The organism is Chryseobacterium sp. HNCC26DJ240 (genome assembly GCF_057180485.1).
Genome location: NZ_JBXUGK010000008.1, coordinates 231,060 through 251,159 on the forward strand (window position 1 = coordinate 231,060; position 20,100 = coordinate 251,159).

Here is a 20,100-nt window from a genome sequence, read left to right on the forward strand (position 1 = left end):
TTTAATGGTAAACAAAAAAAGAGCGTTTCCGCCCTTTTCTATTTTATACTTTCGTCAACTCCCCTTTGAAATTTGCAATCGTGGTTTTGTACATTTCTTCGTAGATGGGAAGAATGTTTTTTAAGTCAAACCTTACTGCCTGTGCTTTGGCATTGATTTTCATTTGGGCTAAAAGCTCTTCATTGCTCAAAAGTTTGATACAGTAGTTGCTCATCGCTTCCACATTTCCGATCTCAGCAAGAAAACCTGTTTCACCTTGAATGTTTACTTCGGGAATTCCCCCGGCATTGGAACTGATAACGGGAGTGTTGGCAGCCATTGCTTCGAGTGCGGCAAGACCGAAACTTTCCTGTTCAGATGGAAGTAGAAATACGTCAGAAAGCTGAAGAATTCTATACAAATCATTCACTTTACCCAAAAGTCTGATCTTGGAAATCAGTTCGGGATTGTGCTCCAGAAACTGGTTTACCTTTTCCATATCAGGGCCTTCACCGATGATGATGAGTTTTGATTTTACCTTTTTCTCCACACTTTTAAAAATCTGCAATACTTCTTCAACCCTTTTTACGGGTCGTAGGTTGGAAACGTGAATCAGGATTTTCTCATCTGCATTCGCAAATTGGGTGCGCTGGCATTCATTGCATTCGTCAAATTCAGAATTATCGATGAAATTGGTGATTACCTGAATTTCTTTTTTAATTCTGAAAAACTGGAGCGTATCTTTCTTTAAACTTTCAGACACAGAAGTAATTGCATCCGACTGATTGATCGAAAACTCTACTGCGTGTTTATAGCTCGGATGCTGACCTACCAAAGTAATATCGGTTCCATGCAGTGTCGTCACCAACGGAATGTCGTTGTTATCTTCTTTCAACATCTGCTTTGCAGTAAACGCTGCGTAAGCATAAGGAATTGCGTAATGTGCATGCAACAAATCAAGTTTGTAGAGGTTCACCACACGGTAAATCATCGAGCTCAACGCAATATCATAAGGTTGATATTGGAACAGCGGATAAGTCTGCACATTTACTTTGTGAAAAAATATATTCGGGTTGGTGATGTCTAATCTTGCAGGCAATGCCGAACTGATGAAATGCACCTCATAGCCTTTGTTGGCAAGTGACATCCCGAGTTCTGTTGCTACAATTCCGCTTCCTCCGTAAGTTGGGTAGCAAAGTATACCTATTTTCATTTTTACTTATTTATAGTTTGTTTGGAGATTTTTAATTTGATTTTGCTTTAAGATCAATTCCAGCTCCGGCTTTTAGATTATCATTCACCAAAACAGGAAGTCTTCCGTGGATTTTTGTCTTTCCTTTAAGTGCATTTGCTGTGGCTGTCATCGAATCTTCATTGTTTTCGTAAGCAACTACAACTGTTGAAATTTTAGACAAATCAATATCTTTCAAAGCGTACGGACTTCCGAAAACATTCAGAATCACATTGTGTTTTTTTGAAAGTTCATTTAAAACCCTCTTAGATTCTGCGGAGATTTTATAAGGTTTGTATGCGGTAGAATTATCTTTATGAAAACCTACTAAAACCGTCGATCCGTCTGGAATCGTTTTAATTTCACTGGCTTTTTTTAAAGTAACTGAACTTCCCATTTCATTAACAAAAGTCTGGTATGGGGCTTCTTCTAAAGGAACGTAATATGTGTTTTCCTTTAAAGGTAAAAGTTTCTTTTCGTCTTTAATAAGAGTTAAAGCATTCGCATACAATTCCTGAACTATCGCCGTATGAGAAGCATTGTTGAGATCAGAATTGATGTTTTGTGAATTTTTTGGTGTGTATTGATGTAAACCTAAAAAATATTTGGTCAACAAGATTTTCTTTACACTTTCTTCCACACGGGCTTGCGGGATTTCGCCATTATCAATTGCTTTCTGAATTAATTTTTTACCTACCGCAACACCTTGTGAAAAAAGCATGATGTCATTTCCTGCTTTAAATGCCATGGCATCAAGTTCACCTGGGTTGTATTTGTTGGCTACAGCCCCCATATTTAAAGCGTCGGTGATAATTAAACCTTTATAGCCCAATTTTTCTTTCAATAATCCAGTCACAATATTTTTAGATACAGAAGCCGGAATTCCTTTTCCAGATTCCAAAGCGGGAACGTAAAGGTGAGCCACCATCACGCCACCGATGTTTTTATTCATCAAAGCTTTGAAAGGGGCAATTTCAACTTCATTCAATCTATCAATTTTATGGGAAACTACTGGAAGATCAAGGTGAGAATCTGTGCTGGTGTCACCATGGCCAGGGAAATGTTTGATAGCAGCAAGAATATTGTTGTTCTGCAAGCCGTTGGAGTAGGCGAGGGCAGATTTAGTAACATTTTTTACCTCGGAACCGAAACTTCTGTTACCGATAATGGGGTTATTCGGGTTGGTGTTGACATCTACCACTGGCGCAAAGTCCCAGTTTATCCCCATTCTGTGACAGTCTTCTGCAATTTTGGCAGACATTTTTTCAATAAGGTCTTTATCCTGAATAGCTCCTAAGGTAATTGCCCAAGGGTATTTGTGGGCCGTTGCAATTCTTTGAAACAATCCCCATTCAGCATCCATACCTATCATCATGGGTGTCTTAGAGTTTTGCTGAAATTCATTAACAAGATTGATTTCTTTTGCCGCATCATCCTGCATCAGAATAATACCGCCAATCTGTTCGTTTTTAACGATATTTCTGATTTCATCTATATGATTTTCACCTTTATTGGTGTAGAGTGCAACGATAAAGAGCTGACCCAGTTTTTCGCTTTGGGAGAGGGAACTGTATTTGTCGTCAACCCATTTTTCAGCTTTTTTAATATCAGATTTAGACCAGTCTTTAGGTTGATATTGAGCCTGAATATTTACATTTAAAATTAATAAAACGATAAGTGCTACGTTTGATAATTTTTTCATATTTAAATTGAATAAAGACAAAAATACAACTAAAAAATAAGCCTTAACCCAATTTTTGATTTTTTTGGTATATGATTTGATTTGGCAACAACAATTAAATATATAAATTTTTTACAATGAAAAAACTATTTCCAATTTTCCTGTTCGCATTACTGAGCATTTTCGTAGTGAGCTGTGATAATAATGATGATGTGATCGTACAGGAGCCAATAGATACAGTTGATGCTCAAATGCGTGATGTAAGTGGAACATTAAGTTCTGGTAACAACTATTCAATAAATACACCTATAAATATTTTAAGTAGTGATGTTGTGTTGGTGTACAGAAATTATAATTCAAACATAGCAGGATCAACGCCTGTGTGGCAATTACTACCAAAAACATATTATTTATCTGGTGGAAGAATCTTAGAATTTAATTTCCTTTTTGATCCTACAAATATTGAAATTTATTCTGAAGGTATAAATTTTGATCAAGCGACAATGTCAGGCGCAGAAGCTGCTGAATTTAAGACAAATCAAACATTCAGGATTGTTTTGCTACCTGCAGATCCGGCAAAAAATGCAAATAAACCAGATTATAACGATTACAATGCTGTAGTAAAGTATTATAATTTGAAAGAGCCAAAATAAGAGAACAATATCTTTTCAATTTTTTTATAATTAAAAAGCTTCAGAAAATTTTTCCGAAGCTTTTGTTTTATTGATTGTTGTCATCCAAAAGATGACCAAAGAAATCTTTTTTTGTCTGAAGATATCCTCGGCTGTTGTCATTAGCGGGAATCTGCAATGGGATTCTGGAGTTGAGCTCAATATTGCTTTCTTCAACGAATCTTACTTTCTCAGGATTGTTCGTAAGTAGATTAATCTTTTCCACACCCAGATTATTTAAGATATCGATGGCTACGCCAAAATTTCTGTCATCAGCCGGAAGTCCCAGTTTCAAATTAGCTTCCACAGTGTCGAAACCTTTTTCTTGAAGAGAATAAGCTTTCAATTTGTTGATGATGCCTATATTTCTTCCTTCCTGACGCAGGTAAATCACGATTCCTCCATTTTCATGCATGTATTTCATAGCTGCATCCAATTGTTGTCCACATTCACATTTTTGGGAATGAAAGACTTCTCCTGTAATACATTCTGAATGGAATCTAACGTTTACTGCTTTGTTAAAATCTGTGTTTTCAGCGACAATCGCCATGTGTGGCATCCAGTCTTCAGCATTTTCTGCAAATGCAATCATCCGGAAAGTACCGTGCTCTGTGGGTACATTAGCTTCCGCCTGAATTGTAATCATTAATAGAATTTATTATTTTTTGTTACCATTCACCGAGTTTTCGATGACGGCTACATTCGTTTTAATACGTACCAAATATCTGTTGAGGATATCATTTTCGTCTGTTGATAGAGATTTTCTAAGTTTCTGTATCTTTCTGTAAGATTTTTGCATGCCTTTCAGCTGTTTGTTTTTTGCACTTACATTTCCTGCATCCAAAGCATAAAGGTAATTTTGAAGACTGTATTTCAGCACTGAAACTTCATCATTTACTTCCTTTTTAGAAAAAACTGGAAATGTGGACAAAAGATTGCTTATTTCCGCAGCGTTGGTGTTTTCAGAAATTTTTAATGAAATATCTCCGGTTTCATCAGATTTTTTTTCCGTGTTTGCTGCCGGAACTGGTGACGTATTACTTTTTTCAGTAGCACAAGACCAGAGAATAAATATTATTGATACAGATAGAAAAGTCTTTCTCATTTTTGCTCCTTTTGATAAAGGATTGGGTTAAGACTTTCATCGTTGTACATTTTCATTTGTTTGTACACTTTCATCTTAACATTTCCGTTCTCAATATCTGAAAGAAGCTGGTCTATTGAAACTGAAAGATCTACTTTCTGAGTAAGAAGTACATCTAATTTTATCTGACAGTTTGCACGATGTTCTTCGGATGCGGTGTCTCTGTTTGCTTCCAAAGCCATGTGATACACTTTAAGTGCCAAAATAGATAATCTGTCTACAGCCCAAGCCGGAGTTTCAGTATTAATTTTCGCATCTGTTTTTGGAGAAATATCTTTGTATTTGTCTAAAAACCAACTGTCTATAAATTCTACTAAGTCAGTTCTCTGCTGGTTTGAAGCATCAATTCTTCTTTTGAGTTTTAAGGCTTCGGCAGGGTCAATATTTTCATCTCTTACGATGTCTTCAAAATGCCATTGAACGGTATCAATCCAATTCTTTGCATACAAAATGCGTTCCAAACTGTGGAGCTCGTAAGGGTTGTTTATGGGTGTATCTACACTATCTAAAACATGATAGTCCTCAATACTTTGATTGAAGACTTTCCATGCAGTCTCGGTAAAATTCATGTGAAAAAAACTATTTAGTTAACAGTAGTATTACTGCTGTTATTTGTAGGATTTTCTTTTTTAACCTCAGTTTTATCGTCTTCTTTTACGGAATCTTTAAATTCTTTTATTCCAGATCCTAATCCTCTCATCAGTTCCGGTATTTTTTTACCTCCAAATAGTAGTAGAACTACTAAGATTACTATAATCCAATGCCAAGCAGCAAATGGAGTTAATATTGTTAATGCGTACATAGTATAATTTTTACAAAGTTAAGCTTTTAATATGAAATCCAACCCAATGGATCTACCGGTGTTGTACCGTTCCAAACCTGGAAGTCTAGTGTATAAGCACCATCAAAATCCTGACCAACTGCTCCTACCGAAGATCCTGCCGATACCTGCTGGCCTTTTGAAACACTTACACTCGAAAGATTTGAATAGATGGTAAAGTACGCTCCGTGCTTCACAATTACTGTTTTAGTACCATCGTTATTGGCAATTACAGAATTTACACTTCCGGGGAAAACTGCTTTTGCTCTTGAGCCTGCCGGAACTGAAATTTTAATTCCACTGTTTTCTTCTTTAATATTTTTAAAAACAGGATGCTGTTGAATTCCAAATCTATGGGTAATCTGACCTTTATCTACAGGGAAACCTATTTTTCCTCTGTTTTCGGCAAAATTATTTCCTGCAATACCTGATGAAACTCCAAAATTGGTGTAAGCTTTTGTTTCAGCTACTTTCTTTTCATCCTCTTTTTTCTTGTCTAGTGCAGCTTCGGCATCCCTTGCTACTTTTAATTTATTTGCAGCCTCCCTTGCTTTTTCGTTGGCTTCGTCTGATGCTTTTTTAGCGGCAACTCTTCTTTCTTCATCTCTGGCATTTGCAGCAGCCTTTGCAGCGTCAGCAGTACGCTTTCTTTCTTCTTCTTCTCTTTTCGCAGCGAGCTCATTTGCTTTTTTGGCTTCCGCTTCGGCAATTTTTCTTTCTCTCTCTAGTGCTTCAGCTCGTACTTTATTTTCTGCTTCAATTCTTGCCTTTTCCCTCTCTGCTGCTATTTTGGCAAGTCTTATTTTTTCAGCTTCAGCTTTTTTTCGTGATTCTTCTTCTGCTTTGGCAATTCTGATTTCTTCTGCAATAATTGATCTTATCTGACCTTCCAAAGCTTTAGAACGGGTCTGTTTTTGCTTCAATTCGGCGGTAAGTACTGCTTCATTCTTTTTGAAATCAGCCACCAACTGTTCTTTCTGTTTTCTTTCTACTTCAATCGTTGAAAGATCTTTTTTCTGATTGACTAAGAGGTTTTCTTTGTCATCTGCCGATTTCTTTTTAGATTCAACAGATTTTTTAAGTTCTACAGCTGCATTAGTGATTTCTGCGGCTTTTTTATCCTGATAATCTGCATATTGTTTTAAGTACTGAACTCTTCTCAGAGCCTCTCCCAAACTTTTAGAAGATAAAATAAATGTTACCTTATTCTGAACACCTTTATTTTTATACGCTTTCACCAAAACTTCAGCATAATTTGATCTCAAAACAGCCAATTCTTTATTCTGGCGATTGATTTCAAGCTGACGGAGATAGATTTCGTTTTCAATAAACTTTTTTTCTTTCTGAGTATTGTTATAAACTTTCTCTCTAAGTGCTAATTTCTGGTTTACATTGGTAAGATAGGATACAGATAATTTAGATTCGTTTCTGGTTTTTGCCAGATCTGAATTGATCTGAGCAATCTGCTTTTTTAGATCTGCATTTTCTTTCTGTAACTGTTCTTTATTTTTCTGCGCACTTATAAATCCGAAGAGTAAAATGCTCAGTATAAGGCTGATTCTTTTGATCATTTGATTTCAATTTTCTTATAACTAGACGGAACCGAATACGGCGTATCCATCCTCGAAAAAACAAAATTCGTATTTTCTAATAAAATCTGACTGTTTTTGCTTCCTTTTATAATTATTTTAACATTCTTCGGAAGCTTTACATTGTTGGGTTGTGTCTCCCAATTTGAATATACGATTTCTACAGCATCATCGGATTTCACATCCTTCAGTTTTAAATCAGTCAGATTATAATCCTCTGAATACTGGAGATTTAATTTGTATTCACGCTCACCACCGGCAGTTGTAAATTTCAGATTCTGAATTGATTCCATCTGATAACCCTGCATATTTTTAGTGATTTTGGAATTTCTGTTGCTGATGGTAAAAAATGTACGTCCGATCAGCAGTTTTTCAAGATTTTTATAGTCGAAAAAGTTAACATTTAAAAGATTATTCAAATATTCAAAATCAGAATCGATATAATTTTTATTGTATCGGTCCATCGCTTTTATCCCATCAGGAGTAATGATTGCTCTTGCGGCTGGGATTATTAAGAAAGAAATATTTGACCAGATTTTTTTATCTGTCTCAATATAAATAGTAGCATCTAATGGACTCACACGGATATTGTCAGCAGTAATTTTACTTGTGATTTTCAGATAATCAAAATTTTCATGAAGATAAATTTTTTCATAAAAACTAAGACGGTCGCCAACGTTTTCATTTGCGTCCACAGGATTGTTCGGATCTGAATTTTTTACAACGAGACTGTCGGAATTCTGCTCCTGATCGGTCAGCGCTTTTTTGGATTTACAGCTGAAAATGAAGAAAGTAAGTATGATTAAAGGAATCCATTTTTTCATATTGAAATTTGCTAAAACTTTGCAATATTAACGCCAAACCACACAAAACATTTTGTGTGGTTTGGAAATTATTTTACTTAAAGATAAATAATTTTAATGACTTATTTTGATAAAAAGTCTAGAACTGAAAAGTCTCCTAGAGAAATCTCTCTCGCCACCCCAAAATACTGAGCTGAGTTTCCAATCATAGAGTTGGAAAGATTTCCGTGATTGATTTTTGTATTTTCCTGAATCAAAGAGTTTTCAATATTTGAATTCACAACTTGTGTATTGTTTCCTAAAGACACGCCTGGGCCAATTTTTGAGTTTGAAATTTTCACATTTTCGCCAATAAAACAAGGCGGAATGATTAATGAATTCTCAATTGTAGCAGAAGCTGGAAATTGTGACATCTCTTCTTTCTCATACTCCAAAATCTTAGAATTGGTTTCTACTGTAGCATTTTTATTTCCGCAATCCATCCAGTCATTCACTTTTCCTAAACTGAATTTTCCACCTTTAGCTCTGAGGTTTTCCAAAGCGGTAGTTAATTGATATTCTCCCCCATTTTTAATGTCGTTATCCATGATATAGTTGATCTCAGACATCAATTTTTCAGCAGAATTAAAATAGTAAATTCCGATGATGGCAAGATCTGAAACAAATTCTTTTGGTTTTTCAACGAAATCTGTGATAAAACCATAGTTGTCTAATTTTACAACACCAAAAGCAGAAGGATCTTCTACACTTTTTACCCAAATAACGCCGTCAGCATTTTTATCTAAAATAAAATCTGCACGGAACAAAGTATCAGCGTAAGCGATCACTACATTTCCTTCCATTGAAGCTTCCGCGCATTTCAGTGAATGAGCTGTTCCGAGTGGTTCCAACTGATGGTAAATGCTTCCTTTCGCACCTAATTTAGCTGCAATGTCTAAAAGTGACTTTTCAATTTCAGGACCGAAATCTCCGATAATAAAAGCAACTTCTTCAATTTCCTCTCCGGCAACTTTCGCAATATCTTCTACCAATCTCTGTACAATTGGTTTTCCAGCAATTGGAATAAGTGGTTTTGGAACAGTTAAAGTATGTGGGCGTAGTCTTGATCCACGACCAGCCATAGGAACGATTATTTTCATGTGTTGATTTTTATATAGTTTAATGTATAATTTTAAGATTTTCTGAGAATTTTATTGATCATCGTTCTCTCATTGTAAACCAGGAATCCGATAAAGAAGAGAAATAAACCATTTCCGATAAAGTAATTTGTACGGAAAAAGTAAAACGAAATCATCGAGATAGCCACCGAAAAAACAATATAAATCCCGATTTTTGTTATGTTATAATGTATAGGATATTGAATTCTGCCCCAAATGTAAGAAATTACCATCATACTTCCATACGTGGTGAGTGCCGCAATGGCACTTGCCCAATAACCATACTTTGGAATGAATAAAAAGTTGATGAGAATCGTAATCGCAGCTCCAATTAAAGAGATGTAAAGCCCGACTCTGGTTTGGTCAGATAATTTATACCAAATCGAAAGATTCAGATAAATTCCTAAAAATAAGGCTCCGAGCATGACGTAAGGAATGATTTCAATTCCTTCGAAATACATAGGATCACCCAAATATTTTTCTGAAATCCATTGTAAATTGACCATCAATCCAGCAAAAATTAGACAGTTGCAAATGACGAAAACATCCATTAAAACCGCATAAGTTTTATGACTGTTTTTATCCTTAAAACTTGAGAAAAAATAAGGCTCAATACCTAATTGATAAGCTTGTCTGAAAACGGTAATGAAAGTTGCAATTTTATATACCGAACCGTAGACGCCTATTTGGTGTTTAGCCTGATTTTCAGGCAAAAGAAATTTTAAAAACTGTCGGTCTAAAGTTTGGTTGATAATTCCCGCTAAACCTGCTACCATTACTGGCCAGGAATAATTCATAATTCTTTTCCAAAGTGGAAAACTGAATTTTTTGAAGCTGAAATTCACAAATTCTTTTCCTACAATTGCCAATGTGATTATGCTTTGAACCAGATTTGCTACAAAAACGTAACCAACACCAATTTCGGGGTCATATTTTAAACCTAAAATTCCGCTAGGATATTCCGGAAGGATTACGATGAAAAAATATGTTAGTGAAAAATACACTATTGAGCCAACGACCTTTGATGCCGTGTACAGAACTGGTTTTCCTTCAAGCCTTAAAACTGCAGATGGAATGGTTGAAAATGCATCAAATGTCAAAATGAAAAGAAACATCACCAAATAATTGACCTGATCGGGTGTTTCGAAAGCGTTTGCTAAATCCTGTCTGAAGGTATATCCTAAAATCAAATAAATGAAACCTATGGCCAGAATACTCATGGAGCAGGTAGAAACCAAAGTTTTCTTATCAATTTCCTTTTCCTGTGCAAAGCGGAAAAATGAAGTTTCCATCCCATGAGTCAGGAAAACCGTAATTACGCCTGCAATCGAATACCAATCAATAAAAGGGGACGCAGCCGACGGACCATACGCATCGGTAATAATGGGTGCAACTAAGAACGGAAAAATTCTTACCAAGACCGAACTGAGCCCATAAACCGCGGTTTGTCCAAATAATTTTTTATACAATTTCAGGTTTTTAAAATGCAAATGTAAATATTAGAAATCATAATTTTCAGATTGATGCTTAAAAATCATTTCTGAAAATATTAAATTTGTGAAATATAAAATCTCAATTCTAAAAGTAATTTATGAAAATCCTTATAAAAAACGCCCAAATCGTCAATGAAAGAAAGATTTTCCAAAGTGATATTCTTATTGAAAATGATTTGATTTCAGTAATTTCAAAAAATATTTCCGAAGAAAATGTTGACCAGATTATCGACGCTTCCGGAAAATATCTTTTGCCTGGAATTATCGATGATCAGGTACATTTCCGTGAACCGGGTTTAACGCACAAAGGAGATATAGAATCTGAATCCCGTTCTGCAATCGCAGGTGGAACTACGAGTTTTATTGAACAGCCGAATACGGTTCCGAATGCTGTAACACAGGAATTGTTGGCGGTTAAATACGAAATTGCATCTCAGAAATCTTTCGCTAATTACGGTTTTATGATGGGAGGAACAAATGACAATCTGGAAGAAGTTTTGAAAACAAATCCAAGAAATGTTCCCGGAATCAAATTATTTTTAGGTTCATCAACAGGGAATATGCTGGTTGATAATCCTGAAACTTTAGAAAATATTTTCAGCAATACAAAAATGCTGATTGCCGTTCATTGCGAGGACGAAGCAACCATCAAAGAAAATACTCAAAAATATTTAGATGAATACGGTGAAGATATTCCTGTGAAATTCCACCATTTGATAAGAAGTGAAGAAGCCTGTTATAAATCTTCTTCAAAAGCAATTGAACTGGCAGAAAAAACAGGCGCGCGTTTACACGTTTTCCATTTGTCAACGGCGATTGAAACTGATCTTTTCAGAAATGATATTCCCTTAAAAGACAAAAAAATTACAGCGGAAGTTTGCGTTCATCACTTGACTTTCACCAATGAAGATTACGATACAAAAGGCGGATTAATCAAGTGGAATCCTGCGGTAAAAACGCAAAAAGACAAAGACGGACTTTGGGAAGCTTTGCTGGACGACAGAATTGATGTGATTGCAACCGACCACGCACCTCACACTTTGGAAGAAAAACAAAATGTTTATACGAAATGTCCTTCAGGAGCACCTTTGGTACAGCATTCTTTAAGTCAAATGCTTGAGCATTGCATCAACCAAAAGATTTCTCTTGATAGGTTAGTTGAAAAGATGTGTCACAACCCTGCGATTTTGTTTAGAATTGAAAAGAGAGGCTTCATCAGAGAAGGTTTTAAGGCAGATTTGGTTTTAGTAGATTTTAAGGAAAAACAAACCGTTTCAAAAGATAATATCCTTTATAAATGTGGTTGGAGTCCGTTGGAGGGAACTGAGTTTCATTCTAAAGTCACTCATACTTTCGTCAACGGAAATCTGGTTTACGAAAACGGAAAAATCAATGAGGAAAAATTTGGGGAGCGTTTGCTTTTTGAAGTTGAAGAATAATACTTTATCAGAATAAGTATCAATAGAAACGGGCTTTAGCCCGTTTTTTTATTTAAAAAATCAAATTGACTTCAGTCAAAATTTAAATCTCACGCAGATTTGCAATTCTGCAGATAATAAATATTTAAAAATCTGCCTAATCAGCCCAATCTGCGTGAGATAAATATATAACAAAGACGTGAAATTTAATCAATCACAATACTTTCAATTCCTTTTTCCAAAGCGTTTTCCATCATTCCGGGAATCGACAGGCCTTCTGCACGGAAAACACTCACATCTGTAACCCCATAAAATCCGAAGACATTCTTCAGGTAAGGAACATTAGAATCATAAATTTGATAAGGACCTTGTGAATAAACGTTTCCTGAAGTGAAAGCAATATACAGTTTCTTGTTTTTCAGCAAACCTTCAGGACCTTTTTCGCTGTACTGAAAAGTATATCCGGCTCTTGAAGTAAAATCAAAATACGCCCGAAGTGTCGCAGGAACAGAGAAATTATACATCGGCGATTCGACAATAATAATATCAGCTTCCTGCAATTCTGAAATTAAATCTTCGGAATATTGGCTGATAGTTTCCTGCTCTGGAGAACGGCTTTCTGCGGGAGTAAAAAAGGAATTGATGTGTACATCTTCCAGAAGCGGAACAAGATTTTTTGTTAAGTCACGTGTTTTTACAGTACTGTCGGGATATTTCTCCTGAATTTTTTCAAGAACAGATTTTCCTAATTTTCTGCTCGCGGATACTTCTACTCTCGGACTTGAGATGATGTGCAAAATTTGTTTCATTTTTTAAATTTTTAATTCTCTGACAAAATTATGTACATTTGCTTATCAAAAGTTAGTAGTGAACAAAAGGTTAGCAGTAACCTTTCGGTTAGTTAAAATTTAATATATGGAAACAAACGTTGATATTGAAGAACCGATTACCGCTCAAAGATGCTCAGAAAGTCTCTCGTCGGTGGAAGATGCCATCTACGTCATCGGCGGAAAATGGAAATTAAAAATAATTATTGCCTTGCAGGATCGTGGAAACATCAGATTCAATGAGCTCCAGAGAATCGTTGCAGGCATATCGGCAAGAGTTCTTTCAAACGAATTGAAAGATCTGGAACTGAATGGTTTTGTGAAAAGAATAGTGCATTCGGAACAGACTCCGGTGGTGGTAGAATATATTTCGACAGATTACAGCAAGACTTTAAAAAATGTGATTATGGCGCTTTCCGAGTGGGGACGGCAGCATAAAAATAATATCAAAGGAGATTTGTTTGATTAGGTATTTTAGTTTTTAGTTAAATGATTTCCTGAATTCCAATGGAGAAACATTCGTTTTTGCCTTAAACAATTTATTGAAAGACTGCGGATGTTCAAAACCCAGTGCGTAGGCGATCTCACTCACAGAAAGCTCTGTCGTGGAAAGTTTTTCTTTGGCAATATCAATTACTTTTTCATGAATGTGTTGCTGAGTTGTCTGTCCGGTCAGAGTTTTCATCAGACCACGCATATATTTTGGCGACATATTGAGTTTTTCAGAAAGATAATGTACGCTTGGCAATCCTTTTACAGGAAAATCTTCTGCTTTAAAATAATCATTTAATAAAATTTCCAACTGTTCCAGAAACTGATGACTGGCTTTTTGTCGGGTAATGAACTGCCGCTGATAAAAACGTTCGGAATAATTCAGTAGCGTTTCCAGCTGAGAAAGAATAATATTCTGACTGAACTGATCAATGTTGCTTTGATATTCCTGTTTAATATTTTCAATAATCTGAAGCGTCTTTATTTCTTCATCTTCCGATAAAAACAATGCTTCATTCACAGAATAATCAAAAAATTCATACTTCCTGATTGCGCTTGCCATTGGCGTATTATAAAGAAAATCCGGATGAATCATCAGCATCCATCCGGACGGGTTTTTTCCTTTTTCTTCTCTCGTAACGCTGAGAATTTGGTGAGGCGCCATGCAAAACATCACACCTTCATCAAAATCATAATCTTTTTGTCCGTACCGGTATTTATGGCTCATATCTCTTTTTACAGATATGGTATAAAAATCAAAAATTAAACTCTGTTTGCCGATTTCAGTCTGTTCCATATCATCAAAATTGATGACACTGATCAAAGGATGCTTTGGTTTTGGCAAGCCTCTCAAGGAATGAAATTCGGAAATTGTTTTCAGTCTTATCGGTTGATTTTCAGACATTTTTTTGGCTTAAATTAAAATCAGATTTAAATTTAATGAAAATAAATAAACAAATTAGTGACCATCAGAAAAATAAACAGATCCTTTCAGGTCTTCCAGTAGAGTAGGATGTTTCGGATTCCAGTCTAATGCTTTTCTGGTTTCTTCGCTGGAAGTCAAATTATCTAATTTAGCAAAATGAGCAAACCAAGTAAAATGCTCCGCTGCTTCCTCAGTAGAAAGGGAAACAACTGGAATATTGAGCCTGTCAGCAATTTCTGTAGCAATCGTTTTAAAAGGAATTCCCTGCTCTGCCACTGCATGATATCTTGTACCGGTCTCAAAAGGTTTTTCCAAAGCCAATCTGTACAGTTTCGCAGCATCTAATCTGTGAACTGCCGGCCAAAAATTATTTCCATCATTAATCACTGCAGAAATTCCTTTTTCTTTGGCAATGTTGATTGATAAATGAACGAAACCGATTTTATCACCTTCACCGTGAACAGATGGCGACAATCTCACGACAGCGACTTTCACACCTTTTGATGCAACCGCATCAGCAGCATTTTCTGTTGCAATTCTCGGATGTGGATTGTTTACCGAGCGGTCTTTTTCTGTTGTAATTCCCTCTTTGGAAAAAAGTGCAGTTCCGGATGTGATAAGAAAGGGTTTTTCTGTTCCAACCAGAGCCTCACCGATGGCTTCGATGACCTGACCGTCAAGTTTGCACATTTCCTCAAATCGTGCGAAATCATGTACAAATCCTAAATGAATGACTGCATCAGAAATTGCTGCACCGGATTTTAAACTTTCAAAATCATTTAAATCTCCTCGGTGCACTTCTGCTCCTGCTGCGATCAATTTATTTGCCGATTCTTCCGAACGCGCCAAACCTAAAACCTGATGACCATTAGACAATAATTCCTGCACCACGGCAGTACCTACAAAACCTGTGGCACCTGTAACAAATACTTTCATTTTTAATATAATTTTATGATGCAAAGTTCAGTTTTCGTGACATGAACAATGCATCCAAAAAGTATTTTCCTGTAGCCAAAAGATTTTTATCATTCAAATTAATTAAAAGACTGCCGGAATTCCAAAGGCGACATCTTCGTTTTCTTTTTGAAAAGTGTACTGAAAGACTGCGAATGTTCAAATCCCAGTTGATACGCAATTTCACTTACCGATAATTCCGTGGTTGAAAGCTTCTCTTTTGCTTTGCTGATTAGCTTTTCGTGAATATGTTGCTGTGTATTTTGACCGGTTTGAATTCTTAATAAGTCACTCAAATAATTCGGCGAAAGATTCATTGCTTCGGCAATCTGATGAACGGTCAATAAACCTCTTTCGGAAGAATTTTTATCAAAATAATCATTCAGAAAAGATTCAAATTTCGTCAAAAGCTGATGACTCCCACTTTTTCTGGTGATGAACTGTCTTTCATAAAACCGTTTGGAATAATTCAGCAACAGTTCAATCTGCGACAAAATAATTTCCTGCGTGTGTTGGTCAATGTGCTGGCATTCCTTATCAATTTTATTCAGAATTTCCAGCAAGTCATTTTCCTCATCTTCAGAAAGGTGCAACGCTTCATTTACGGCATACGAGAAAAATCCGTAAGAAGAAATTGTAGTTGCCAAAGGTTGTTTCAAAAGAAAATCTTCGTGAAAAATCAGCAGATATCCCGTGTTTTCACAATCCATTGTTTTTAAATCCAAATATTGAACCTGATTTGGCGCCGTAAAACTCAAGACACCTTTGTCGTAATCATAATGTTGCTGGCCGTATTTTATTTTTCCGGTCGCATTTCGCTTCAGCGCAACGCAGTAATAACGGCTCACAAAACCCTTCCAAACCTCATCCTCAATAAAGACACTTTCAGAAAGATTAATAACGCTGACCATCGGATGTTTCGGCTCCGGAAGCGACAGTAATCTGTGAAAAGCTGAAATGGATTTTATCGTGTTCATAACTTAAAATTCTAAATATTAAAGGTAATGATTATTATTTGACTCCGTCGAACCACTTTGTTAGGTTTGGGCAGCTTAATCCGCCTTCCGCTCCCAATCTTTTTTGCAGACAATTTCAGTTAAGTTGAACTTGAGGAGCTGGCAAAAAAGGATTTCCGCTCAAGTCGGGCTGCAATCGTATTGCGTTTTAAACAAACCTTCAAGGTTTCAAAAACCTTGAAGGTTTAAATATTTCTTAAATTAAAATTCGCGCATTTGTGGCAAGAACTAATAATCCAAAAGTCCCATCCCAAACTCATCATAAGTCGCTCCGGTGTCTGTTCCCAAAGGTACAATACTTTCCAGCTTCTGAACATCAGCTTCGCTCAGTACGATTTTACTGGCTTCAATATTCTGTTCAAGATAAGTTCTGCGTTTCGTCCCTGGAATCGGAACAATTCCTTTGCTGATAATCCACGCCAAAGCCAGTTGGGAAGAAGTGATTCCTTTTTCTTTCGCCATATTTTCAATCGCTTCCACGAGCTCAATATTTTTATAAAAATGCTCCTCCTGAAATCTTGGAATTCCTCTTCGGAAATCATTTTCTGCCAAATCATCAATCGAACGGATTTGTCCCGACAAAAATCCTCTTCCCAGCGGAGAATACGCCACAAAACCAATTCCCAGTTCGTTTAAAGTTTTTATAACACCTTTTTCTTCAACCGTTCTTTCAAACAGAGAATATTCACTTTGTACAGCTGTAATCGGATGAACTGTGTGCGCTTTTTTCACCGTTTCAGAAGATACTTCCGACAAACCGATGTATCCTATTTTTCCTTCTTTAACCAAATCGCTCATCGCTCCAACCGTTTCTTCAACCGGAACATTTTTATCGAGACGATGCATGTAGTACAAATCAATATAATCTGTTTTAAGATTTTTTAGTGAACGTTCAACCGATTTTTTGACATAATCTTTTGTTCCATTAATTTTCCAGGTTACTTGCTCATTATCATCGATTTCCCAACCGAATTTTGTTGCAAGAATGTATTGCTCACGATTTCCTTCAATGGCTTTTGCAATTAACCGTTCATTTGCGAAAGGTCCGTACAAATCTGCAGTGTCGAGAAAATTTCCACCCAATTCCAAAGAACGGTGAATGGTTGCAATCGCTTCCATCTCATCGGTTTTTCCGTACATATCTGCATCTCCGAAACCCGTCATTCCCATACATCCCAAACCGATATTAAGGACAACTAATCCCTGACTTCCTAATTTTACTTGATTCAATTTCATAATGTTGATTTTTATTGATACAAAATTCAGCAGAAATCACAAGTCTGATGTATGCAAAATGAAGATTGTCGTATGCAAATTACAGATTGAGTTGGCGTTAACTTTTCCGATGCTAAAATACTATTTAGAATCATTCAAAATATGATAAATATCAGTATTTTTTTTGTCAGCTTAAATTTTCTTTTTAATTTTACCTAACAAATGTTAGTTAGTTTATGGATTTTTCAGTTGAATACTTAAAACTCGACCAATTGAGAGCTCTTCAGTCAGACAGATTGAAAGATTTGGTCGTTTATCTTGAAGAGAAATCAGATTTTTATAAAGGAAAATTTGATGAATTAGGAATTTCCAATCAGGATATAAGGACGATCGAAGATATTTCCAAACTTCCTATCACTTATAAACAAGATTTAAGAGATAACTATCCGTTTGGTCTTTTTACCGTTCCGAAAAATGAATTACAGAGAATTCATTGTTCAAGCGGAACAACAGGCAAGCCAACCGTAGTGGGTTACACCGAAGAAGATGTAGATCTTTTCAGTGAAGTGGTTGCAAGATCTTTAAACGCAGCCGGAGCAAAAGCAGGAATGCAACTGCACAACGCCTACGGTTACGGAATTTTCACAGGAGGTTTAGGACTTCATTACGGTGCGGAAAAATTAGGAATGAGCGTTCTTCCGATTTCCGGTGGAATGACTTCAAGACAGGTTGATTTAATCATCGATTTCCAACCAGAAGTTCTTTGTTGTTCACCTTCTTATGCTTTAACCATCGCTGACGAATTTGCAAAGAGAGGAATTTCTGCAGACGAAATCAGTTTAAAATATGCTGTTTTAGGTTCAGAACCATGGACGGAAATTATCAGACATCACATCGAAGAAAGGCTGGGTGTTCACGCAACCAATATTTATGGTTTAAGTGAAATTATCGGTCCCGGAGTTTCGATGGAAGATTTTGAGGAGAAGGGAGGGTCTTACATTTGGGAAGATCATTTTTATCCTGAAATTTTAGATCCGGTTACCAAAGAACCGCTTCCTTACGGTGAAGAAGGTGTTTTGGTAATAACCACTTTAACTAAAAAAGCAATGCCGCTTCTCCGTTACTGGACAAATGATATTACAAGTCTGTACTACGACGAAAATGCCAAAAGAACCATGGTTAAAATGAAACCAATTCTGGGCAGAGCAGATGATATGCTGATTGTGAGAGGTGTAAATGTGTACCCAAGTCAGATTGAGGAGGCTTTTTCTTATGTGAAAGGTGTGGTTCCAAATTATTATTTGACACCAATTGAGAAAGAACAAATGTGTGTAGCACTTGATATCGACGTGGAAATTGAGGATGAATTGGTGGCTGCAGAAAATTTAAATATAAATTCAGATGAATATCTTATTTTCGCAGGAAATTTTGGGAAAAGCATCGAAAACGAAATAAAAAAGAGAGTAGGGATTACGACGAAAGTGAAAATTCACGCTCAGGACAGCTTACCGAAATGCGAAGGTGGAAAAATTAACAGAATACTAAAGACAAAATGAATTCATTTTATAAATTAAAAACTGTAAAAGTTCAGAAAGATACCAATGATGCGGTGAATGTAGCATTGGAAATTCCTGAGGAGCTGAAAGATAAATTCAGGTTCAAACAGGGGCAGTATCTGAATTTTAAATTGATGGTCAACGGCAATGAAGAGCGCCGTTCTTATTCTATCTGCAATGCGCCAAGCGAAAAAAGCAACACACTTGAAGTTTTGGTAAAGCTTTTGGAAGGCGGAAGAGTTTCAGGATATTTTAATGAGCATCTTCATATGGATGAGGTTTTGGAAGTGATGCCTCCGATGGGTGGTTTCAATACTTCTTATCATCCGACCAATACAAAAACGTATGTTGGACTTGCTGCAGGAAGCGGAATCAGCCCGATTCTTTCTAATTTAAAGGAAAGTCTTTATCAGGAACCTAATTCCAACGCGTATCTTTTTTACAGCAACAGAAGCATGAATCATGTGATGAAAAAAGCTGAGATTGATAAGTTAGTTGAGCAGTTCAAAGGAAGACTGAAGGTGGTTTATCTGGTAAGCCGTGAAAAACACGCAGACCCTATTTTTGAAGGTAGAATTTCTCCTGAAAAATTAGATCATTTATTTGAAAGATATACCGATATCGACGTTAAGGAAGCTACTTATTTTATCTGTGGGCCTTCGGAGATGATTAAAGGGATTTCAGATTATTTAAAGAAAGATAAAAAAGTTCCTGCGATTCAGGTTTTGTTTGAATATTTCTCGGCTCCGGACGAAGAAGATTCTGCGGAAATGAGCGATGAATTCAAGGCAATCGCCAATATTGAAAGTATGGTAACGGTGATTATTGATGATGATGAATATTCGTTCCATTTGAATTCAAAAAAAGAGAGTATCTTAGATAAAGCATTGAAAGACAATCTTCCAGTACCTTTCGCTTGTAAAGGAGGAGTTTGTTGTACGTGTAAAGCGGAAGTTCTCGAAGGAGAAGTTTTCATGGAGAAAAATTTCGCATTGACCGAAGACGAAGTAGCCAGAGGTTTTGTTCTGACTTGCCAGTGTCATCCGACAACGAATGTTGTGATGCTAAATTATGACGTGTAAAATTAATGTAACAATGTAAAAATTTACCAGTGTAACAATCATTGGTA

20 protein-coding genes are annotated in these 20,100 nt (G+C 36.2%); 5 read left to right on the forward strand and 15 right to left on the reverse strand.

Features of this window, described 5'->3' with window-relative positions:
* Positions 1 to 43 precede the first annotated feature (43 nt).
* Positions 44 to 1,192 (reverse strand): N-acetyl-alpha-D-glucosaminyl L-malate synthase BshA, encoded by a 1,149-nt coding sequence (bshA, locus tag AC2A1G_RS17210; protein ID WP_484048122.1) that lies wholly within the window; start codon positions 1,190 to 1,192, stop codon positions 44 to 46.
* Positions 1,193 to 1,223: 31 nt separating this feature from the next.
* Complete coding sequence (locus AC2A1G_RS17215) at positions 1,224 to 2,912, reverse strand: glycoside hydrolase family 3 protein (protein WP_484048123.1); 1,689 nt, start codon at positions 2,910 to 2,912, stop codon at positions 1,224 to 1,226.
* 116 nt (positions 2,913 to 3,028) lie between these two features.
* On the opposite strand from AC2A1G_RS17215, the gene AC2A1G_RS17220 reads away from it, so the two are divergent.
* A complete protein-coding gene (locus AC2A1G_RS17220; protein ID WP_484048124.1) occupies positions 3,029 to 3,544 on the forward strand; it encodes a hypothetical protein in 516 nt (171 codons plus the stop codon).
* A 67-nt stretch (positions 3,545 to 3,611) separates the two neighbouring features.
* Here AC2A1G_RS17220 and ribA read toward each other — a convergent pair whose 3' ends face one another.
* The 8 genes from ribA to AC2A1G_RS17260 form a co-directional block, all read right to left on the reverse strand.
* Positions 3,612 to 4,208 carry a GTP cyclohydrolase II gene (gene ribA, locus AC2A1G_RS17225; protein WP_484048125.1) on the reverse strand — a complete coding sequence of 199 codons (597 nt, stop codon included), beginning with the start codon at positions 4,206 to 4,208 and terminating at the stop codon, positions 3,612 to 3,614.
* A gap of 12 nt (positions 4,209 to 4,220) precedes the next feature.
* On the reverse strand, positions 4,221 to 4,667 hold the full coding sequence (locus AC2A1G_RS17230) for a hypothetical protein (protein WP_484048126.1): 447 nt from the start codon (positions 4,665 to 4,667) through the stop codon (positions 4,221 to 4,223).
* A complete protein-coding gene (locus tag AC2A1G_RS17235; protein ID WP_484048127.1) occupies positions 4,664 to 5,275 on the reverse strand; it encodes a DUF4254 domain-containing protein in 612 nt (203 codons plus the stop codon). The genes AC2A1G_RS17230 and AC2A1G_RS17235 overlap by 4 nt, the downstream gene beginning before the upstream one ends.
* 14 nt (positions 5,276 to 5,289) lie before the next feature.
* On the reverse strand, positions 5,290 to 5,508 hold the full coding sequence (locus AC2A1G_RS17240; RefSeq protein ID WP_484048128.1) for a twin-arginine translocase TatA/TatE family subunit: 219 nt from the start codon (positions 5,506 to 5,508) through the stop codon (positions 5,290 to 5,292).
* Between the two features lie 26 nt (positions 5,509 to 5,534).
* Entirely contained in the window at positions 5,535 to 7,097 is a 1,563-nt protein-coding gene (locus tag AC2A1G_RS17245) for a murein hydrolase activator EnvC family protein (RefSeq protein WP_484048129.1), read from the reverse strand.
* Positions 7,094 to 7,939 (reverse strand): lipoprotein insertase outer membrane protein LolB1, encoded by an 846-nt coding sequence (gene lolB1 / locus AC2A1G_RS17250; protein ID WP_484048130.1) that lies wholly within the window; start codon positions 7,937 to 7,939, stop codon positions 7,094 to 7,096. The genes AC2A1G_RS17245 and lolB1 overlap by 4 nt, the downstream gene beginning before the upstream one ends.
* Before the next feature lie 101 nt (positions 7,940 to 8,040).
* Positions 8,041 to 9,057: a sugar phosphate nucleotidyltransferase gene (locus tag AC2A1G_RS17255; RefSeq protein ID WP_484048131.1), complete on the reverse strand. Its 1,017-nt coding sequence runs from the start codon at positions 9,055 to 9,057 to the stop codon at positions 8,041 to 8,043.
* Positions 9,058 to 9,089: 32 nt separating this feature from the next.
* Positions 9,090 to 10,544 carry a lipopolysaccharide biosynthesis protein gene (locus AC2A1G_RS17260; RefSeq protein WP_484048132.1) on the reverse strand — a complete coding sequence of 485 codons (1,455 nt, stop codon included), beginning with the start codon at positions 10,542 to 10,544 and terminating at the stop codon, positions 9,090 to 9,092.
* Positions 10,545 to 10,666: 122 nt separating this feature from the next.
* On the opposite strand from AC2A1G_RS17260, the gene AC2A1G_RS17265 reads away from it, so the two are divergent.
* Entirely contained in the window at positions 10,667 to 12,007 is a 1,341-nt protein-coding gene (locus AC2A1G_RS17265) for a dihydroorotase (RefSeq protein ID WP_484048133.1), read from the forward strand.
* A gap of 185 nt (positions 12,008 to 12,192) precedes the next feature.
* Here AC2A1G_RS17265 and AC2A1G_RS17270 read toward each other — a convergent pair whose 3' ends face one another.
* Positions 12,193 to 12,795 (reverse strand): FMN-dependent NADH-azoreductase, encoded by a 603-nt coding sequence (locus tag AC2A1G_RS17270; RefSeq protein WP_484048134.1) that lies wholly within the window; start codon positions 12,793 to 12,795, stop codon positions 12,193 to 12,195.
* Between the two features lie 106 nt (positions 12,796 to 12,901).
* Here AC2A1G_RS17270 and AC2A1G_RS17275 point away from each other — a divergent pair, with 106 nt between their 5' ends.
* Complete coding sequence (locus AC2A1G_RS17275; RefSeq protein ID WP_484048135.1) at positions 12,902 to 13,282, forward strand: winged helix-turn-helix transcriptional regulator; 381 nt, start codon at positions 12,902 to 12,904, stop codon at positions 13,280 to 13,282.
* 12 nt (positions 13,283 to 13,294) lie between these two features.
* On the opposite strand, the gene AC2A1G_RS17280 is transcribed toward AC2A1G_RS17275, so the two are convergent.
* The 4 genes from AC2A1G_RS17280 to AC2A1G_RS17295 all read right to left on the reverse strand — a co-directional run bounded on the left by AC2A1G_RS17280 (position 13,295) and on the right by AC2A1G_RS17295 (position 17,436).
* Entirely contained in the window at positions 13,295 to 14,209 is a 915-nt protein-coding gene (locus AC2A1G_RS17280; protein ID WP_484048136.1) for a helix-turn-helix domain-containing protein, read from the reverse strand.
* A 54-nt stretch (positions 14,210 to 14,263) separates the two neighbouring features.
* Complete coding sequence (locus tag AC2A1G_RS17285) at positions 14,264 to 15,166, reverse strand: SDR family oxidoreductase (protein WP_484048137.1); 903 nt, start codon at positions 15,164 to 15,166, stop codon at positions 14,264 to 14,266.
* Positions 15,167 to 15,264: 98 nt separating this feature from the next.
* Positions 15,265 to 16,161, reverse strand: coding sequence for a helix-turn-helix domain-containing protein (locus tag AC2A1G_RS17290; protein ID WP_484048138.1), 897 nt, complete (start codon positions 16,159 to 16,161; stop codon positions 15,265 to 15,267).
* 267 nt (positions 16,162 to 16,428) lie between these two features.
* On the reverse strand, positions 16,429 to 17,436 hold the full coding sequence (locus AC2A1G_RS17295; protein ID WP_484048139.1) for an aldo/keto reductase: 1,008 nt from the start codon (positions 17,434 to 17,436) through the stop codon (positions 16,429 to 16,431).
* Between the two features lie 215 nt (positions 17,437 to 17,651).
* On the opposite strand from AC2A1G_RS17295, the gene AC2A1G_RS17300 reads away from it, so the two are divergent.
* A complete protein-coding gene (locus tag AC2A1G_RS17300; RefSeq protein ID WP_484048140.1) occupies positions 17,652 to 18,971 on the forward strand; it encodes a phenylacetate--CoA ligase family protein in 1,320 nt (439 codons plus the stop codon).
* Positions 18,968 to 20,053, forward strand: a complete 1,086-nt coding sequence (locus tag AC2A1G_RS17305; protein WP_484048141.1) for a 2Fe-2S iron-sulfur cluster-binding protein — start codon at positions 18,968 to 18,970, stop codon at positions 20,051 to 20,053. The genes AC2A1G_RS17300 and AC2A1G_RS17305 overlap by 4 nt, the downstream gene beginning before the upstream one ends.
* The last annotated feature ends 47 nt before the right edge of the window (positions 20,054 to 20,100 follow it).

What these genes read in the sequence shown, in the direction of transcription:
- AC2A1G_RS17265 (WP_484048133.1), top strand. Translation starts at nt 10,667, where the DNA reads ATGAAAATCCTTATAAAAAACGCCCAAATCGTCAATGAAAGAAAGATT.
- AC2A1G_RS17290 (WP_484048138.1), bottom strand. Translation starts at nt 16,161, where the DNA reads ATGAACACGATAAAATCCATTTCAGCTTTTCACAGATTACTGTCGCTT.
- AC2A1G_RS17300 (WP_484048140.1), top strand. Translation starts at nt 17,652, where the DNA reads ATGGATTTTTCAGTTGAATACTTAAAACTCGACCAATTGAGAGCTCTT.
- AC2A1G_RS17305 (WP_484048141.1), top strand. Translation starts at nt 18,968, where the DNA reads ATGAATTCATTTTATAAATTAAAAACTGTAAAAGTTCAGAAAGATACC.
- AC2A1G_RS17245 (WP_484048129.1), bottom strand. Translation starts at nt 7,097, where the DNA reads ATGATCAAAAGAATCAGCCTTATACTGAGCATTTTACTCTTCGGATTT.
- AC2A1G_RS17240 (WP_484048128.1), bottom strand. Translation starts at nt 5,508, where the DNA reads ATGTACGCATTAACAATATTAACTCCATTTGCTGCTTGGCATTGGATT.
- AC2A1G_RS17285 (WP_484048137.1), bottom strand. Translation starts at nt 15,166, where the DNA reads ATGAAAGTATTTGTTACAGGTGCCACAGGTTTTGTAGGTACTGCCGTG.
- bshA (WP_484048122.1), bottom strand. Translation starts at nt 1,192, where the DNA reads ATGAAAATAGGTATACTTTGCTACCCAACTTACGGAGGAAGCGGAATT.
- AC2A1G_RS17270 (WP_484048134.1), bottom strand. Translation starts at nt 12,795, where the DNA reads ATGAAACAAATTTTGCACATCATCTCAAGTCCGAGAGTAGAAGTATCC.
- AC2A1G_RS17255 (WP_484048131.1), bottom strand. Translation starts at nt 9,057, where the DNA reads ATGAAAATAATCGTTCCTATGGCTGGTCGTGGATCAAGACTACGCCCA.
- AC2A1G_RS17235 (WP_484048127.1), bottom strand. Translation starts at nt 5,275, where the DNA reads ATGAATTTTACCGAGACTGCATGGAAAGTCTTCAATCAAAGTATTGAG.
- AC2A1G_RS17295 (WP_484048139.1), bottom strand. Translation starts at nt 17,436, where the DNA reads ATGAAATTGAATCAAGTAAAATTAGGAAGTCAGGGATTAGTTGTCCTT.
- AC2A1G_RS17215 (WP_484048123.1), bottom strand. Translation starts at nt 2,912, where the DNA reads ATGAAAAAATTATCAAACGTAGCACTTATCGTTTTATTAATTTTAAAT.
- AC2A1G_RS17230 (WP_484048126.1), bottom strand. Translation starts at nt 4,667, where the DNA reads ATGAGAAAGACTTTTCTATCTGTATCAATAATATTTATTCTCTGGTCT.
- ribA (WP_484048125.1), bottom strand. Translation starts at nt 4,208, where the DNA reads ATGATTACAATTCAGGCGGAAGCTAATGTACCCACAGAGCACGGTACT.
- AC2A1G_RS17280 (WP_484048136.1), bottom strand. Translation starts at nt 14,209, where the DNA reads ATGTCTGAAAATCAACCGATAAGACTGAAAACAATTTCCGAATTTCAT.
- lolB1 (WP_484048130.1), bottom strand. Translation starts at nt 7,939, where the DNA reads ATGAAAAAATGGATTCCTTTAATCATACTTACTTTCTTCATTTTCAGC.
- AC2A1G_RS17220 (WP_484048124.1), top strand. Translation starts at nt 3,029, where the DNA reads ATGAAAAAACTATTTCCAATTTTCCTGTTCGCATTACTGAGCATTTTC.
- AC2A1G_RS17275 (WP_484048135.1), top strand. Translation starts at nt 12,902, where the DNA reads ATGGAAACAAACGTTGATATTGAAGAACCGATTACCGCTCAAAGATGC.